Source organism: Nostoc sp. (assembly GCF_036916575.1).
Lineage (GTDB): Bacteria > Cyanobacteriota > Cyanobacteriia > Cyanobacteriales > Nostocaceae > Nostoc.
Genome location: NZ_JBALGC010000037.1, coordinates 109,522 through 125,783, shown reverse-complemented (window position 1 = coordinate 125,783; position 16,262 = coordinate 109,522). Strand labels below are relative to the sequence as shown.

Sequence of the window (16,262 nt, the reverse complement as noted above, 5' to 3'; positions counted from 1 at the left end):
GCCTCACTTGCGGTAAGTCTTTTATAACCGCATTATTCTGCTGTATATATCAGGGATAAAAAATGGTTCTCTGGAGTCAAAATTACCCCTTCTTTAATTTGTCATTATCCTTCTTTTAATCGAAAGTTAAAAAAATTGTAGTCTGTTGTAAGATTTAGCTTAAGAAAAGTTAAGCATCACAAAGTTTAATAGCGAATCTAAAATTTTTGTAAAGAACTTTATATGAAGTAAATTTAACTGAAAGTGTTGCGAATCAGAAAATCAATGAGATTATCATTTTTTAAATATCCCATAGCAGGGTTAGTAAGTTTGACTTTGTTAGTTGTTAGCATTCCTTTACCCTGTTTTTCTCTCTCTCCCTCTCTCCCCTCAAAGCTGGCACAATCTAATGCTAAAACTGCCATAGACTGGTTAAACCAAGGTTTACAGGCAATTCAGGCGGGAAGGGTACAAGATGCGATCGCCGCCTTTAAACAAGCAGCCCAATTAGATCCGACATTAGCACCAGCGCACTATAATTTAGGGTTAGCATTGCGACAAACGGGACAATTACAACCCTCTGCGGATGCCTTTTACCGGGCTACGCAAGCCGATCCTAAATTTGCTCCAGCTTTTGCTAATTTAGGTGGTGCGTTATTAGAAGGCAATAATTTACAGTTAGCTAACGATTATTTGCAACGCGCGTTGGAACTTGATCCCAAACTAGGATTTGCCCATTATAACTTGGGGTTGGTGCGAGAACAGCAACGAGATTGTGAGCGAGCGATCGGATCTTTTAAAAAGGCCATAGAATATAGCAAAAATGCACCAGAGCCTGCTTATCATATAGGGATGTGTTATCTCCAGGAAGGTAAACTCGATCAAGCCAAAGATGCCTTTAATCAGGCAGTAAAAATTAATCTTAAGTATCCAGAAGCTTACTATAATCTCGGTTCAATTTGGTTTCAGCAACGCAAATTACAAGAGGCATTAGAAGCTTTTAGAAAATCAGCCGAAGCTAACTCTAACTATCCTAATGCTTATTATGGTGCTGGGTTAGTTTTTATGCAGCTACAGCAATATGGAAATGCAGTACAAGTATTCCAATTTGCCAGAGATTTATATAATGCTCAGGGTAATCCCCAGTGGGCAAAAAATGCCGAGCAATTGTTGCAACAGGCACAAAATTTAAATTACCAGCCTCGCTGAGGCACAAAAGCTTAATATTGCATAACATAAAACTATTGGGTTGACTCGCTGGTGTTGTCTTAACTTATCCCGATTGGAATGAAATGTACATGCAAAAGCGCCTGAAGAGTCGATTTTTGTTTTCTGATCGCTGGCTTGATCGGCACTCAATTGTTCGCAACATGGAAGCCTTTCAAGACTTAATTGTGATTGTTTTGTGTTTGGGTTTGTTTGCCGTCATGCTGATGCAATTATGGGGGTTATTTCTCGCCATTATGCAGCAACTGGATTATAAACATGTGACTGCAAAAATTCTATTTGTGTTGATTTTAGTCGAGTTATTTCGACTGTTAATGGTCTACTTGCAAGAACATAGTATCTCTGTGGGGGTAGCAGTTGAGGTAACAATTGTATCTCTACTGCGAGAAGTAGTAGTTCAGGGAGCGCTGGAAATTTCTTGGATTAATACAGCTGCAATTTGTGGTTTGTTGTTTGTTTTGGGTGGGCTACTTGTGGTCTGTGCTAAAACACCACACATGGATTGTATGAGCGCTAACACTAAGTTGTGCCCGATTGTGTATAGAGGAGATAGGGAACGGCAAAATGAGTTGGAATTGCAGTATTCACGTCAATGTGATGAAAATCAACCTCTTGGATAAACTTCTATGAAATTAGGGAGTGAGGAGTGGGAGAGCAGAGGACAAAGAGTTGAAACCATATCGGTTTTTTTGACGGCTGTTAAGCCAAAAGTATTAGTACCTCACTTACCCTCATAAGGTACTTCCGACGTATTGAACTATACTCTTTTTGGGAGATGAATCGCTCTTGAAGGGTGAGTATAAAGTTAATTAGAAATTCTAAAAGAGGGTCAAGCAATGACTACAAATACAGGTAATGGACAGTCTCAAGAACCAATTAGCAACTTGGAGTACGATTTTGTCACCGTGTTGCACAACAAGGCTGAAGCCGTTAAAGCTTATGATATTTACATCAAAGATGCAGAGCAAGTAGGTTCTCAGCCTTGTGTAGAGTTGTTCCAAAAATTGCGCCAATCTGATATTGAACAGGCACAAGAGGTTCGCCGACATCTACAAGAAGTGCTGCAACACGGTAAGATGTAACCCAGGTGTTTAACTGCGATCGCTTTTGATTTAGTGAAACTAAACATCAAAGAGGCGATCGCACTTCTAAATTTAAATAAAATTAGTTTTATCGAAAATTTGGGTCTAAAACCCCGTCCTTTGAAGCAGAAACCTAAGTTGTGAGTCTTATGAATCACCGTGGCTTTAGCCCGGTGAGAATGTCAAAAAATTAATGTTTCGAGCTTTGCCTGTACTTCTTCTATTAAATCTTGTGAAACACTTTTAATAAATTTTATCTTTCTAGCTTTCCAATCAAGTGTTTTAATTTGGTCGGTTAACACAACTCCTTTTGTTTGCATTCCTTCAACAAGTGGAACTTCAAAATTAAGCCCTTTTGCCTTGCTAGTTATCAGTTATAGCAGTATTAGTGGCAATACGGCGGGGACATCTGGCGGTGGCATCTACAATAATGCCGACGACGGCGGCGACTATTCTGGCACTGTTATATATACCCAATCAGGTATCGTCACCGTAAGCAATAGCACTATTAATGGCAATCAGGCACACTTTGGCGGTGGCATCTACAATAATGGCACCCTAACGGTGGGCAACAGCACTATCAGACACAATAAAGCTTTCGGGATCGAACTCAGTTCTGGTGGAGAAGAGTCTGGCATTAGTGGCGGCATTTACAACTCTAGCTTTGGCACCGCCACAGTAGACTACAGCACCATCGCTTGTAACTTTGATACCTCACAAGAGGATTCAAATAAGGCTATCAAGCATGATGATGTAGCAGGTAAATTCATTACCAAACACCATCACAACCGGATTAGCAACGTCAGTGGCAGTACTTTTTCTTATAATTAACCAAGCGTTGCTAGTAGAGTGGGCGCTGGCTTTTTTGAGCGAAACTTTGATACAGATTTTTTCACGACTCTGGGATTAATATGGTGAACACGTTTGGATAACAATGTATCTATAATCTCTAGAATTAACCAATCGAAAAAAAGAGAAATTCTTCTGACTGTAACCTAAAAATACCATTAATCTCCTCACTTACCTGCGGAATGTAGGGTAAGAAGTCTAATAGAGAGATTAAAAAAAGCAGATGGAAGCAACCATCTGCTTTAATAATAGATTCGTTATTTCCTTTACTTGGATACCAACTGATTAACTGGAGCAACCCCAGCTAAATCTAAAATTGGCGCGATCGCATCTTCGCGCTTCACTGCCATCATATGCACACCTTGACACAATTGCCGTGCTATTTGCACTTGCTCGGCGGCAATTTTCATTCCTTCCTCAAAAGGGTCTTTGGCTTTTGCCAATCTATCAATAATATGTTGAGGAATATTTACACCCGGAACACACTTATTAATAAACTGGGCATTTTTTGCCGATTTCAACAGAAAAATTCCTGCCAAAATCGGTTTTTTATAACCAGTAGCAATGGTGTCCATAAACTTTTCTAGCAGCTCAAAATCGGTAATCAACTGACTTTGAAAAAACTGCGCTCCGGCTTCGATTTTGCGTTCAAATCGACTTTGCAAACCCGACCAACTTTTACATTGCGGATCTACTGCTGCACCAACAAATAAATCTAATGCTCCATCAGTCAGGGGTTTCTCATTACAATCAACGCCTTGATTCATCTTCCGAATTAGTTGCAGCAGTCGCACAGCTTCCATATCAAAAACTGCTTTGGCATCTACATGATCGCCTGCTTTAACTGGGTCGCCAGTCAAAGCTAAAATGTTATGTATGCCCAAAGCATGAGCGCCCATTAAATCAGCTTGTAAACCAATGCGGTTGCGATCGCGGCAAGCAACTTGACAAATCGGCTCTATGCCGTTTTGTGACAGAATCACCGATGCCATTAACGAAGACATCCGTAACACGGCACGGCTACCATCAGTAACATTGACAGCATGAACCCTCCCCTTAAGAGTCGCCGCCATTTGAATCATATGTGCCGGATCTCCCCCTTTCGGAGGTGCTACCTCAGCGGTAACTAGAAATTCACCTGCTTGTACAGCTCTGCGGAAGTCATTCAAGCCTGTGGGGCTATGGGTGTGATGCATAAAATTAAGGTTTTCAATTTCTTAAATGGTATAACAAATCACACCTAAAATGGAAAACTCATAGAGGGAGAGAGTAGCCTAAAGCAATTTTTACTTGTGACAGAGTTTGATTTGCGATCGCCCTAGCTTTTTCCCCTCCATCCCGTAACACAGACTCCAAATAGCCTTTGTCCGCCGTTATCGCCTGATATTTTTCTTGGATTGGTTTGAGGGACTCAATTATCGTGTCCGTCAACAATGGTTTGAATTGTCCCCAGCCCATATCTTGACACTCAACTGCTACATCTTCCTTTCTCTTCCCAGAAAGCAATGTATACAGCGTTAATAAGTTATTAGACTCTGGACGCGCTGGATCATCAAAAGTCAGCCCACGAATGGCATCAGTTTTACAACGCTTAATCTTGTATTGAATCTGTTCTGGTGAATCTAGCAAAGTGATCCGGCTTAAGTCGGAAGGATCGGACTTTGACATTTTGCGTGTACCGTCCGCCAAACTCATCACCCTTGCTCCTTCCTTGCGAATCAAAGGGTCTGGTAACTTCAGGACTGGCTGATTTGGTTTACCAAATTGGTGATTTAACCGAGCTGCAATATCTCGTGTTAATTCCAAGTGTTGCTTTTGGTCTTCACCCACTGGCACTTTATCCGCTTGGTAAAGCAAAATGTCAGCTGCCATCAGCACAGGGTAATCCAACAAGCCTGCACTGACATTTTCTCCCTGCTTGACGGCCTTTTCCTTGAACTGAATCATGTCTTGCAGCCAGTTTAGAGGTGTAATGCAGTTGAGCAACCAAGTGAGTTCACTGTGGGCCGAAACATGGGATTGTACAAAGATGGTGGAGTAATTTAAATCAAGACCACAAGCTAGATAGAGAGCAACCAGGGTGTAGGTATCAGCTGCCAACTGTGTTGGATCGTGTGGCACTGTAATCGCGTGCAAATCAGCTACAAAAAGGTAATTTTCGTATTCGCTCTGACCTTCTACCCAGTTGCGAATGGCTCCCAAGTAGTTGCCTAGATGGTAATTGCCGGTTGGTTGAACTCCAGAAAGAACACGTTGCTTGCCCATAAATTTCAACTTAGTTATCTCAAATCTGCGCTATGTCAAGTGGCGATGTCTGGCGACAAGTCGCTTTCTGCCTACACAAAACTCATTTAATTTTGACATTTTCCAAGTCAACTCGCCGTTACGGGATGAGAGATTTTAACTCAACTCGAATTACTCCTGACTGTGAAACTTAACGCCAACGCTAGACAAGGAGTTTTGCGTCACTCACGTAGGCAGATAAAAAGCTAATGCAATCGTATTGTCAGTCGATGCGATCGCATTGTCAGTCGATACATTAGCATTGTCAGCCGATACATTGGCATTGTTAGTGGATACAATGGCATTGTTAGTCGATACAATGCCATTGTAAGAGGTTGTGCTTACATAGCACGGCAATACAAATACTAAACCGCAAAACGCCGTAATTAAAGCTTTTTCTCCTCATCAGAGCAGCTTATAGCGGTTCGCGCATGGGTAAAGTACAGAAAAAATAATTAACCACAGATAAACAAGGTTTCAGCAATAGCGTTCGTGCAACGACTCCGTAGGAGTACCACGTTGCAAAAAAAATGGATAAAGTCGAGTTTAGAGAAATAGCAATAATCTGGAAATTATAAGTTAAATTTTTCACTCAGGAAAATTTGCTGATGAAAGCTTTACTACTCTGACCCATAAAAATACTCAATTATTTTTGGATTTACCAAGAGGCGATTGATCTGGCAGTTTTTCGCTCTACAAATTTGCCATTAGGTTTTATTACAACGGCGGTAATCCTGCCAACTGGCTAGAAAATCACCTTTGCAGATGCAAATCTCTGTCTAAAGACAGATAGAGGAAAAATGGAGGTAGTGGCATCTTAGCATCATCTCTGCAATAGAGCATCTAAAACACGGATTTATCAAAAGTAGAAAATATTCCAACCAAAATTTAATTAGAGGACTACAGCAATGAAAGTACTCTTGCTTTACCCCCGCTTTCCCAAAACCTTTTGGTCTTACGACGAATTCATGAAAATAGCGGGACTTAAAGCAGCTATTCCACCGCTAGGGATTTTGACTGTTGCCGCTATGCTACCAACAGACTGGGAAATTCGCTTTTATGACCGCAATGTTAACCAAGAAACGGATGCTGATTGGCAATGGTGCGACATCGTGATTCTTTCTGCCATGCTTGCACAAAAAGAAGACTTTCTCGCCCAAATTCAGAAAGCAGCGCGGCTGGGGAAAAAAGTGGCTGTGGGTGGCCCTTATCCAACCTCAGTACCAGAATCTGCCCAAAAAGCAGGAGCTAACTACTTGATTTTAGATGAAGGGGAGATTACAGTTCCCCAATTTCTAGAAGCGATCGCCAAAGGTGAACAACAAGGAACCTTTCGCGCCCTTGAAAAACCAGATGTAACCCAAAGCCCTATACCTCGCTTTGATTTACTCAAGCGAGATGATTATTTAATGATGGCGATCCAGTTTTCTCGCGGTTGTCCTTTTGAATGCGAATTCTGTGACATCATCAATCTATATGGTCGCAAACCACGTACCAAAGAACCCAGTCAAACCCTAGCAGAGCTCCAAACCCTCTATGATTTAGGCTGGCGCGGATCTCTGTTTGTAGTGGATGATAACTTCATTGGTAATAAGCGTAATGTTAAACGCCTCTTACAAGAATTAATTCCGTGGATGCAGGAACGCAATTATCCCTTCACCTTCCTGACTGAAGCTTCCGTCAATCTAGCAGAAGATACTGAGCTATTAGAACTAATGACTAAAGCTGGCTTCTACGCAGTCTTTTTGGGTATTGAAACACCAGATCAAGATAGCCTGCAAGTGACTCGCAAGTTTCAAAATACCCGCAATCCCCTCTTAGAAGCCTGTCGAACCATCAATCAAGCCGGATTGTTAATCTATGCAGGATTTATCATTGGTTTTGATGGAGAAAAAACTGGCGCTGGGGAGCGAATTCAAGCTTTTGTTGAAGAAACCGGCATTCCTCAACCGATGCTAGGTATACTGCAAGCCCTTCCCAATACTGCCCTCTGGCAAAGACTAAAACAAGAGGAGCGATTATTAGAAGGATTTGGAGTTTTGGATGTGGGGGATCAGAATTCCTTAATGAATTTTGTTCCTACCCGTCCGATGGCTGAAGTTGCTAAAGAATATTTAGAGGCAATTTGGAGAATGTACGAACCCAAAAACTATCTCCGACGTTGTTTTGAACAATGCCTCAAGATTACACCTAATCCCCAACTACAGCAGACGATGTATTTTTCTCCTGGCAAAGGACTGCGACTACTTGCATACTTGCTCTGGCGTCAAGGCTGGCAACGACAGGAAATTCGGGGTCAATTTTGGCAACAGCTTTGGGCTATTATCCGCACCAAGCCCCAATTCGTGAATATGTATTTGGGTTTATGTGCTGCTGGCGAGCATTTTTGGGAATACCGCCTTTTAGCCAGAGAGCGCATTACTGAGCAGTTAGGATTTGATCCGCTGGTCACGCCTACCCCTGTTGAAAAACCATTAGTCACAATTTAAGATTAGTTGATTGTTGAGCGATCGCTAATGTATTTTTATAAATAGCGATCGCATTAATCTTGTTTATAAAAACCAAACTCTTAAATTCGATTTAGCTCTTTGCCAAACCCACCTGTCCTCCAATTAGCCCCAGAAATCCTGTTCCAAAGTGCTGAATCTCCAAAAAACTTGCTTGCTCCGGTGAGGTTTTGTAAATTCGGAATGTCTTCATAATTCCCAAAGTAGCAGCACTTTCTAGAGGCCCAACAAAGCTAATATCGCGGTCAAGAAAATAAGTTTGATTAGCCCAATGAGCCATCTGATTTGCATTCAAAAAGTAGCAGCCTGCATGAGGGTTGAGGGCACGACGAAAGGTAATTGGTGCATTCATAATTGTACCCTTGAGTTCCTGTTGCTCCTGCACATTTTGAAAGGGAGCAGTTACTCGCAACGCCAAATCCCCATCAATGTAAGCTTTCTGAACCAAGCCGTAAGGCGAGACTTCATAACGATTTGGCTGGAGCAAGTTTAAGTCACCAGCTTGTTGGGTAAACCAGTTTAATTTTATAAAAAACCAAGGGTCATAGATAATTAAGTCATCTTCCAGAAAGCAGTAATAATCATACTGACCGAGACAACTTTGCAGAACAGCTTGGCACTCAAACCCCAAAAGTAGAGGTTCTGCATTGCTAGAATGATGCCTATATAAATGGGATGGGAGCGGAAGATGATTCAGGAGATGATCATCTTTAGTTGTACAAATAACAATATCTAGTTCGTGCGACTGCGGCTGATTAGCTGGAAAAGCTTGTCGTTGAGCAATGTTGATGATACTTTGAGATTTACCAAATAATTGGTGTAAGGCGATAAGGCTTTTAGTTAACGCCTGCAAGCGGGGTTGTGGGTCCTTGTGTTGGGAAGCATGACGACCCTCACTGGTAGGTTTGAAAAAATGGGCAATCGTAAAAATAATTCGCATTTTAAATATCGCTTTTATATTTCCTTGTCATTTGTCTTTTGTTGGTTGTAACTAATGACCAATGACTAATGACTAATGACTAATGTCATCTAATTCCTGCCAAATCCTTTAGAATTTGGACGCTTTTTCAAACTATTAGAACTTTTACCAGCGAACATCCATTGCAAATGCTGTGGTAACAGTTTCGCTAAATCATAACGCTTGATAATTGTCTCTCGCGCATTCGCACGAATCGTTTTCATCTCCTGAGGATAATTCAGCGCCTCTTCAACCCTATTAGCAATATTCTGGGGAGAAAAGAAATCTACCAACAGTCCATTCACCCCATCCTGGACGACCTCCAATACTGGCGGAGTTTTAGAAGCTACTAGTAAACATCCTGCTGCCATTACTTCTAACATTGACCAGGATAAAACAAAAGGACGGGTTAAATAAATATGAGCAGAAGAAGCTTGCAAAACCTGAAGGTACTCATTGTAAGGAAGCCTATCTGTAAAGTGCAGCCTCGATAAATCCAAAGATAATTTTTCCAGCATTAATTGTTTATAAGTCTGACCATCAGGAAGGTTTTTACCATAAGCCACCCGATCTTCGCCCACAACTACCACATGACACTTAGGTCGTCGCTGCTGAATTAGCGCCACTGCTTCCATAAACTGCGGAAAACCTCTATAAGGTTCCATCCCCCGTCCCACATAAGTTACCAACTCTTCCACATGGGAAAGATCAAGATTTATTCTTGGTAAAACTAACTTTGCGTCTGGTTTGGGAGCAAAAAATTTGGTATCAACACCATCATGAATTACAGTAAGCTTGCTATGATACTCTTTAGGAAACTGCTGCCGCTGCCAATTCGTCGGAGAAAGACCGCGATCGCAACTATATAAATCAGTCAAAATCGGCGTATTTTTCACGCGGATGCGGCATTCATCATCAACAGTTAGTGGGTCATTGGGATCAAAATCTGCATCCGAACCGTGAGCATGGTAAAACCACTCAAAATAACACAATAATTCTGCTTTCGGGAAAACATCTTTCATAAATAAAGTTGGCCCCCAACCAGAATGACCATAAACTATATCTGGAATGAAACCCTCGGCTTTTAATTTTTCTGCTACGCGATAGACAGCCTGGGCGGTGAGAACAGCATTTTCCAGACTGCGAACATAGTGGTGGGTTTGAGGAGCAGCTTCACGAGAAGGAGTGTAAATAGCTTTATAAACGCCAGGTATTTCCCCTTCACGACGATTTGTCCCAAAGACAACTTGATAATTAGCATCTTTACCTAAAACTATCGCTAGGTTGCGAAATTGCGAGGGAAAATTAGGATGTAAAAATAAAATTTTCATTAGAATAATCTTGATTAATTTATTGCCAGATAAAATAAATTAAGATAAGCTGTTTAAGATTATAAGATTATTTATACCAATTTTTAGCAAGTAAATTTAGGTAAATGGTTGCCCAAAAATGCAAAAATAATCGCAAATTTGTGTTATGAGAATCAAATTTCTTAGCATTGATTTAGGCTGGAAATCGCAATCAAGTGGACTATCCTGCTTAGAATGGATAGATGGACAACTGCAACTACTTGATTTAGATGGCAAAGAAGCCATTGCAGACATCCTCACCTTGATCGCTCAGAGCATACAATAGGCTTGTCCGGAAATTTATAACCATGTATGTGTAAGAGGATGTTTTAAATCCGGGATGCTACCCAGCTAATAAAAACCTACCTTTCACCGATCGCACCATCAACTTTGGCTTAAATTAGAATCACGCGGTTTTGCATACGCACCCATCATTTAACCACAAAAACTCAGCAGATATCAAATAGAAGTCTTTTTCCACCCAGCAATCTTCATCTATTCAACTTAGAACGCATTCTCAAATACAAAAAAGAACACCTCAATGAGCGCCGCCTAAAACTAATCAAACTCCAAAATTATCTTCTCAATATCCTCCCCTCCTTTCCTCCTCTGCGTTCTCTGCGCCTCTGCGGTTCGTTTCTTGTTGAAATCACCACCACAGGCGCAGCCCAAAAAGCAACCGAAGATAAACTAGATAGCTTAATTTGCGCTGATGTAGGAATCAATTAAAAGGTAATTTTACAACGAATTTATATCAATATTTATAAAATGAATTAGGATCAATTTATGATGATTCTTTAGGATATGTAATTGATAAAACCGAGGGTAAACTAGATAACTTACGTCAATATTGTACCTGACTTTTCACGGGATGTGGAAAGTCAGAAAGTATCACAGACGACAAAACTTTTCTCAATCACCGCACCTAATCAAACTTTTTAAGTTACTCAACATTGATAAGATTGATTCAAAGATTTGTGGAATCTGCTCTTCCTAAACAGACTGGACTTGCATAAATTACTATCAACAACTTTCGACTCAGATCATGAACCGCTTTACCTCTATTTTTCTTGTCGGCTTGATAGCATCTGCTTCAGCTTTAGGTATTTCTTCAAAAGCTAATGCTAAGACACTAGTGTCTTATGTTGCTGAGTTAGATAGCTACAGCGCTCATCGCAACGATGATAGTAACTACGAACTTCAGAGTCGTCATTACAGAGATGATGATTATGACCGCGAGAATAACCTTCGCAACATTCGTGACAATAACTATCGCAACATTCGTGACCATAACTATCGCTATGAACGCGATAATAACCGTCGCTATGAGCGCGATAATAACCGCCGTTATGAGCGCGATAATAACCGCCGCTATGACCGCGATAATAACCTTCGCAACATTCGTGACAATAACTATCGCTATGAGCGTGACAATAACCGCCGCTATGAGCGTGACAATAACCGCCGCTATGAGCGCGAGCGCGATTGGGGTCGTGGTTAATCCTTCGCCTTCATTTATTAAGCTTGATTCCAGGTGAACTGAGCATTGATTCTACTTGGCGGTAGGACAGACACAATCTCTTTATCCACTCATTCCAAAACCTGACTTTTCACTCGTATCTGGAAAACCTGGCTTCCATTCCTTAGTAAGAAACCTTGCTCAGGGATTAGGTTTAGCGTTAGCTTTTCTACATGATATGAAAAGTCAGAATATTCTACTTGTATAGCAAAAGCCTTGGTGGTTAGGACATTAACATATGATAAAACTTAGATACAAAAAGGCTTTTCACCCAGTCCCCAGTCCCTTGCTATACCTTAGAACAGCTACTAAATATTAATTATTTACCTAAAAACTTGTAACATAAAAGGCGTTGCTAAACTTAAATCAGCAACGCCTGCTCTTGAGTATTCAATAACTACTCAGCACTCTTATTCTGCCCAAGCAATTAACCTTGGTTCATAGGGATTAGCCAGGTATTGATTTTTCGGCAATACACGCAACGACAAGCCTTGCAAACCAGAAGCGGTATAGGTGATATTACCCGTGTAAAGACTTAATTGCTGTGCATCCTCGCCTTGGTAATCCATCACTACTGGCACAGCGTTGACAATCTCACCATTGGCATCAATTGCACCTTGATATAGCTCCACCTGCACATCATCATTCGTCAAAGTTGTCAAGTCAACCTTGACTTTGACAGCAACGGTTTGATTAACCTCAATGTCCGTAGCTGCTGATACGTCAATATCTTTGATTTTAATGTTGAACCAGTGTTCCCTCAGTTTTTCTTTCCAAGCAGCTAGTTCTTTAGCTGGGGCATAGTTATCAACAGTCAGGGTATGATAGCGATCGCTGGCTGGGAAATAAGCTCTTTGTGCATATTCTCCTACCATCCGCGCTGTATTAAAGAACGGACAATTCAACCGAATTGCATCCTTCATTTTGGCAACCCACAGACGAGGCAAGCCATCAGTATCCCGCTGCTCATAAAATAGCGGTACAACTTCCTTTTCTAACAACTCGTAAAGAGCATTCGCCTCTACTTCATCCTGGTAGCTAGGATCGTCGTAATTCTCTCCATGTCCAATTGCCCAGCCCGTGCGGACGTAATCAGCTTCATCCCACCAGCCATCTAGTACACTTAAATTCGGCAATCCATTCATTGCCGCTTTCATGCCACTGGTACCAGAGGCTTCCCGTGGACGACGTGGTGTATTTAACCAGATATCGCAACCCGCAACCATCAACCGGGATATGTGAATGTCGTAATTGGGAACAAACACTACTTGTTTTTCTAAATGTTGTTCGCGGATAAAGTGATTGATCTCGCGGATCAGTTCTTTACCTGGAATATCCTTAGGATGTGCCTTACCAGCAATCACGAATTGCACTTTCCGGTCTTTGTTGCCTAGCAAAAGCCGCTTAATGCGTTCCAAATCACGCATCCAGAGGGTGGCGCGTTTGTATGTGGCAAAGCGACGGGCAAAGCCAATAGTGAAAGCGTAAGGATCTAAAACTTCTTGGGCTTGGGTAATTTCGGAGGCGGAAGCACCGCGATCGCGCAAATGCTTGACCAAATGCTCCCGCACAAACAAAATCATATCTAAGCGGCAGCGTTCGTGATTGCGCCACAACTCCTCATCGGGTATGGCGTCCATCCGCTCCCACAATGGGCTATCTGGTGGTGCTGATGACCAATTTGGCCCCAGGTAGCGATCGTACAACTCTTGAGTTGATTTCGCAACACAACTCCGAGCATGGACACCGTTAGTAATTGCGGCGATCGGCACTTCCTCTACGGGCACATTCTTCCACAAGCCCTGAAACATTTGCCGCGATACTACACCATGTAGTTGTGCTACACCGTTAGAAAATGTTGCCATCTTCAGCGCCAGCACCGCCATACTGAAAGGCCCGGATAAATCGCCTGTATTCTCGCGCCCCAGTCCTAAAAATTGCTCTTTGGGCAACTCAAATATCTCTGCATAGTACCCCAGGTAGTACAACATTTTCTCGGGAGCGAACAAGTCAATTCCGGCTGGTACTGGCGTGTGAGTCGTAAAGATATTACTGGAAGCCACCACCTGTTTAGCTTGAGCATAATTCAGTCCCTCTTCCTGAATCAGCAAGCGGATGCGTTCTAGGGCGGAGAAGGCGGCGTGACCTTCATTCATGTGGTAGGCGGTGACTTTCAGCCCCAAAGCTTTGAGCATTTGCACACCACCGATCCCCAGCATGATTTCCTGGTGGATACGCATATCGATGTCGCCACCGTACAGCTGATCTGTGATGTCGTGGTCGTAAACATTGTTGGGTTCAATGTTGGTGTCCATCAAATATAGGGGCACCGTTCCTACCTGTACGCGCCAAACTCTTGCATACACCTTGCGTCCTGGATAATCTACCGCAATCCGCAGTTCTGAACCATCGGCATTGCGCTCTAGATGCAAGGGCATATTGTAGAAATCATTGTTCACATAGCGTTCCTGCTGCCAGCCATCGGCATTGAGATACTGGGCAAAGTAGCCTTGCTGATACAGTAAACCTACACCTACAAGCGGTAGCCCCAGGTCACTGGCAGATTTGAGGTGATCCCCTGCCAGAACGCCCAAGCCCCCAGAATAGACGGGCAAACAATCTACAAGTCCAAATTCCGCCGAAAAATAGGCGTAGCATTCTTTTGGTTTTTGCTCCCGTTGTTTCTGATACCAGGTGCGCTCTTGCAAATAATCTTCTAACTGACGGTCAGCTCGATCCATTTGCGCTAGAAAGCCTTCATCTTCGACAACTTCCAGAAGCCGCGATTGAGGGATAGTACCCAACATTAACACTGGATTATGATGGCTAGACTCCCATAAGTCGGAGTCTAAGCGACGAAATAAATCTTTAGTTTCAACGTTCCAATCCCAGTGCAAGTTCTGCGCCAGCCGCCGCAGTGGTTCGAGTCGCGGCGGTAGTGAAGGGGATACGTTAAATGTGCGAATTGGCTGCATAGGTTGGCAAAACTCCAAGTTTAGCTATGGTTATTGTTTACTCTCTTTACCAATGTTGCCAATTCTTTATACTCTAGTTTGTGAAAGAGCGATGACTTTGTTAAGCATTGAGAATTATTTTTAACCTCATTGCTAAAGTTTACACCAAGGTGTTTCTAATTCTATGCTTTACTCTCAGCCATGTACTTGGTATATTAAGATTTAATCATTTACTGGCATCTATCAGTTAAAAAAATCTAGTTTTGAATAAATAATTTATATTTATTTTAGTATTGATTCCGGGGATCAATTCTAGCATCTTGGCTGAGAGTGAAAATTCCTCATAGCTGTTTGCAGGGAAGTTAAATTTTTAATTTTTTTTTAATAAAATGGCGCTGGCAAAGAAGCAATGTTAAGAAGGCAGGGGGCAGAAGGCAGAAGGTAAACCCCATAAATAATCGCATGAAAACCGTACTAAGCAGTTAACTAGGAAAAGCGATGCCTGTGGTGGTCACTGAGCTTTGCCGTACCACTTTTCTACAGGACGCCCCGCGTAGCTTGCTTCCACGTTCGCGGAGCGTTCCGTAGGAAAGTGGTACGGCAAAGCAAGCTAGCAAGAGCGTCTTGTAGAGAAATGCGGGCTACGCCTACGTTAACTACTTGGTATTAAATATTGATACTAAATCAGGTGAATAACTTACGAATGTGTGATTTTATGCATTTAATGAAGGCTGATCTTTAGTATTTTTTGTCATCGTCAAAGCTACAGCTGCTGCATAAGCAATCTCCGCTGCCATTTGATAAGCAAGTTTAATACTTGATGAAGCGTCTTTGGCTTTAGGAGAGAGGGAAGCTTTTTTTCGGCGCGACTGTTGTTTGACATCACCTGCCATAATGGCTCGTTGTAAGATTATCCAGGCATCTAGGTCTTCTGAGTCATAATTACTTTGAAGTTGCGATCGCAGTTTATTTTCGGCTACAACACTCAAATAGCCGGTAGTTAGAGCTTCTTCGACAATTTCTTTAATTAAAGCCATAATTTGAACCAAGTATGTGAGTTAAAACCAATACCTCAATTTGGGCAGTTGATGTTGTTTTGTGGACTTCTCCTGGAAACTGAGCTACGTTTTAGCTTTCTTTCAATAAAATTTATAATGAGTAGTGCCAAGCACGCATCACCCGCTTGGCTCACCCGAATGGGTGATTTACAAATTTTTAGATATAAGTAATGGGGAAGAGGAATATTTTTAGCTTTTTTTAGGAAGAGGTGTCATAAGTATAGTAGATATTATTCTGACTTTAACGCAAAATCATAAAATTACTTGGACAAGCGACAGTAGAAATATGAGCATAAATGCCAATTAACTGTTTACAGCATTTTTTCTTGGCTCGTCCTAAATAGATTTTATCTAAGTGTATAAAATTAATATATAGTAGCGATAGTACCCGTAAAAAAATTAACTTCTTTCCACCATTCTCATCAACAAGCAACCTGAAAATAAACTTATTTAATAAGAGTGTTCCACTAAAAATAAAATGTGTTATCGTTAAAAAC

Annotated in this window: 13 protein-coding genes and 1 pseudogene; 7 read left to right on the top strand and 7 right to left on the bottom strand. The window is 41.7% G+C overall.

The window, feature by feature from the left end; translation table 11 throughout:
• Positions 1–264: 264 nt before the first annotated feature.
• The 3 genes from V7L29_RS09875 to V7L29_RS09865 all read left to right on the top strand — a co-directional run bounded on the left by V7L29_RS09875 (position 265) and on the right by V7L29_RS09865 (position 2,288).
• Entirely contained in the window at positions 265–1,188 is a 924-nt protein-coding gene (locus tag V7L29_RS09875) for a tetratricopeptide repeat protein (RefSeq protein ID WP_334693109.1), read from the top strand.
• Positions 1,189–1,271: 83 nt separating this feature from the next.
• On the top strand, positions 1,272–1,826 hold the full coding sequence (locus V7L29_RS09870) for a phosphate-starvation-inducible PsiE family protein (protein WP_334693108.1): 555 nt from the start codon (positions 1,272–1,274) through the stop codon (positions 1,824–1,826).
• A 216-nt stretch (positions 1,827–2,042) separates the two neighbouring features.
• Positions 2,043–2,288 carry a hypothetical protein gene (locus V7L29_RS09865; protein WP_334693107.1) on the top strand — a complete coding sequence of 82 codons (246 nt, stop codon included), beginning with the start codon at positions 2,043–2,045 and terminating at the stop codon, positions 2,286–2,288.
• 182 nt (positions 2,289–2,470) lie between these two features.
• Here V7L29_RS09865 and V7L29_RS09860 read toward each other — a convergent pair whose 3' ends face one another.
• The gene (locus V7L29_RS09860; protein ID WP_334735324.1) at positions 2,471–2,608 is read right to left on the bottom strand and encodes a type II toxin-antitoxin system PemK/MazF family toxin; all 138 of its coding nucleotides are present in this window, start codon (positions 2,606–2,608) and stop codon (positions 2,471–2,473) included.
• Between the two features lie 40 nt (positions 2,609–2,648).
• Here V7L29_RS09860 and V7L29_RS09855 point away from each other — a divergent pair, with 40 nt between their 5' ends.
• A complete protein-coding gene (locus V7L29_RS09855) occupies positions 2,649–3,119 on the top strand; it encodes a hypothetical protein (protein WP_334735323.1) in 471 nt (156 codons plus the stop codon).
• 284 nt (positions 3,120–3,403) lie between these two features.
• On the opposite strand, the gene V7L29_RS09850 is transcribed toward V7L29_RS09855, so the two are convergent.
• Together V7L29_RS09850 and trpS are read right to left on the bottom strand one after the other, a co-directional pair.
• Complete coding sequence (locus V7L29_RS09850; RefSeq protein WP_334735322.1) at positions 3,404–4,333, bottom strand: methylenetetrahydrofolate reductase; 930 nt, start codon at positions 4,331–4,333, stop codon at positions 3,404–3,406.
• Between the two features lie 58 nt (positions 4,334–4,391).
• Entirely contained in the window at positions 4,392–5,402 is a 1,011-nt protein-coding gene (gene trpS, locus V7L29_RS09845; protein ID WP_334735321.1) for a tryptophan--tRNA ligase, read from the bottom strand.
• Between the two features lie 926 nt (positions 5,403–6,328).
• On the opposite strand from trpS, the gene V7L29_RS09840 reads away from it, so the two are divergent.
• Positions 6,329–7,909: a B12-binding domain-containing radical SAM protein gene (locus V7L29_RS09840; protein WP_334735320.1), complete on the top strand. Its 1,581-nt coding sequence runs from the start codon at positions 6,329–6,331 to the stop codon at positions 7,907–7,909.
• A 91-nt stretch (positions 7,910–8,000) separates the two neighbouring features.
• On the opposite strand, the gene V7L29_RS09835 is transcribed toward V7L29_RS09840, so the two are convergent.
• On the bottom strand, positions 8,001–8,867 hold the full coding sequence (locus V7L29_RS09835) for a calcium-binding protein (RefSeq protein WP_334693103.1): 867 nt from the start codon (positions 8,865–8,867) through the stop codon (positions 8,001–8,003).
• An 89-nt stretch (positions 8,868–8,956) separates the two neighbouring features.
• A complete protein-coding gene (locus tag V7L29_RS09830; protein ID WP_334693102.1) occupies positions 8,957–10,216 on the bottom strand; it encodes a glycosyltransferase family 4 protein in 1,260 nt (419 codons plus the stop codon).
• A gap of 151 nt (positions 10,217–10,367) precedes the next feature.
• On the opposite strand from V7L29_RS09830, the pseudogene V7L29_RS09825 reads away from it, so the two are divergent.
• Both V7L29_RS09825 and V7L29_RS09820 read left to right on the top strand, forming a co-directional pair.
• Positions 10,368–10,951: pseudogene (locus V7L29_RS09825) on the top strand (DUF429 domain-containing protein); the annotation flags it as partial.
• A 328-nt stretch (positions 10,952–11,279) separates the two neighbouring features.
• On the top strand, positions 11,280–11,735 hold the full coding sequence (locus tag V7L29_RS09820) for a hypothetical protein (protein ID WP_334693101.1): 456 nt from the start codon (positions 11,280–11,282) through the stop codon (positions 11,733–11,735).
• 428 nt (positions 11,736–12,163) lie between these two features.
• Here the strand turns inward: V7L29_RS09820 and glgP are convergent, their stop codons facing one another.
• Together glgP and V7L29_RS09810 are read right to left on the bottom strand one after the other, a co-directional pair.
• The gene (gene glgP, locus V7L29_RS09815; protein WP_334693100.1) at positions 12,164–14,728 is read right to left on the bottom strand and encodes an alpha-glucan family phosphorylase; all 2,565 of its coding nucleotides are present in this window, start codon (positions 14,726–14,728) and stop codon (positions 12,164–12,166) included.
• 692 nt (positions 14,729–15,420) lie between these two features.
• Positions 15,421–15,744: a hypothetical protein gene (locus V7L29_RS09810; protein WP_334735319.1), complete on the bottom strand. Its 324-nt coding sequence runs from the start codon at positions 15,742–15,744 to the stop codon at positions 15,421–15,423.
• Positions 15,745–16,262: the final 518 nt, after the last annotated feature.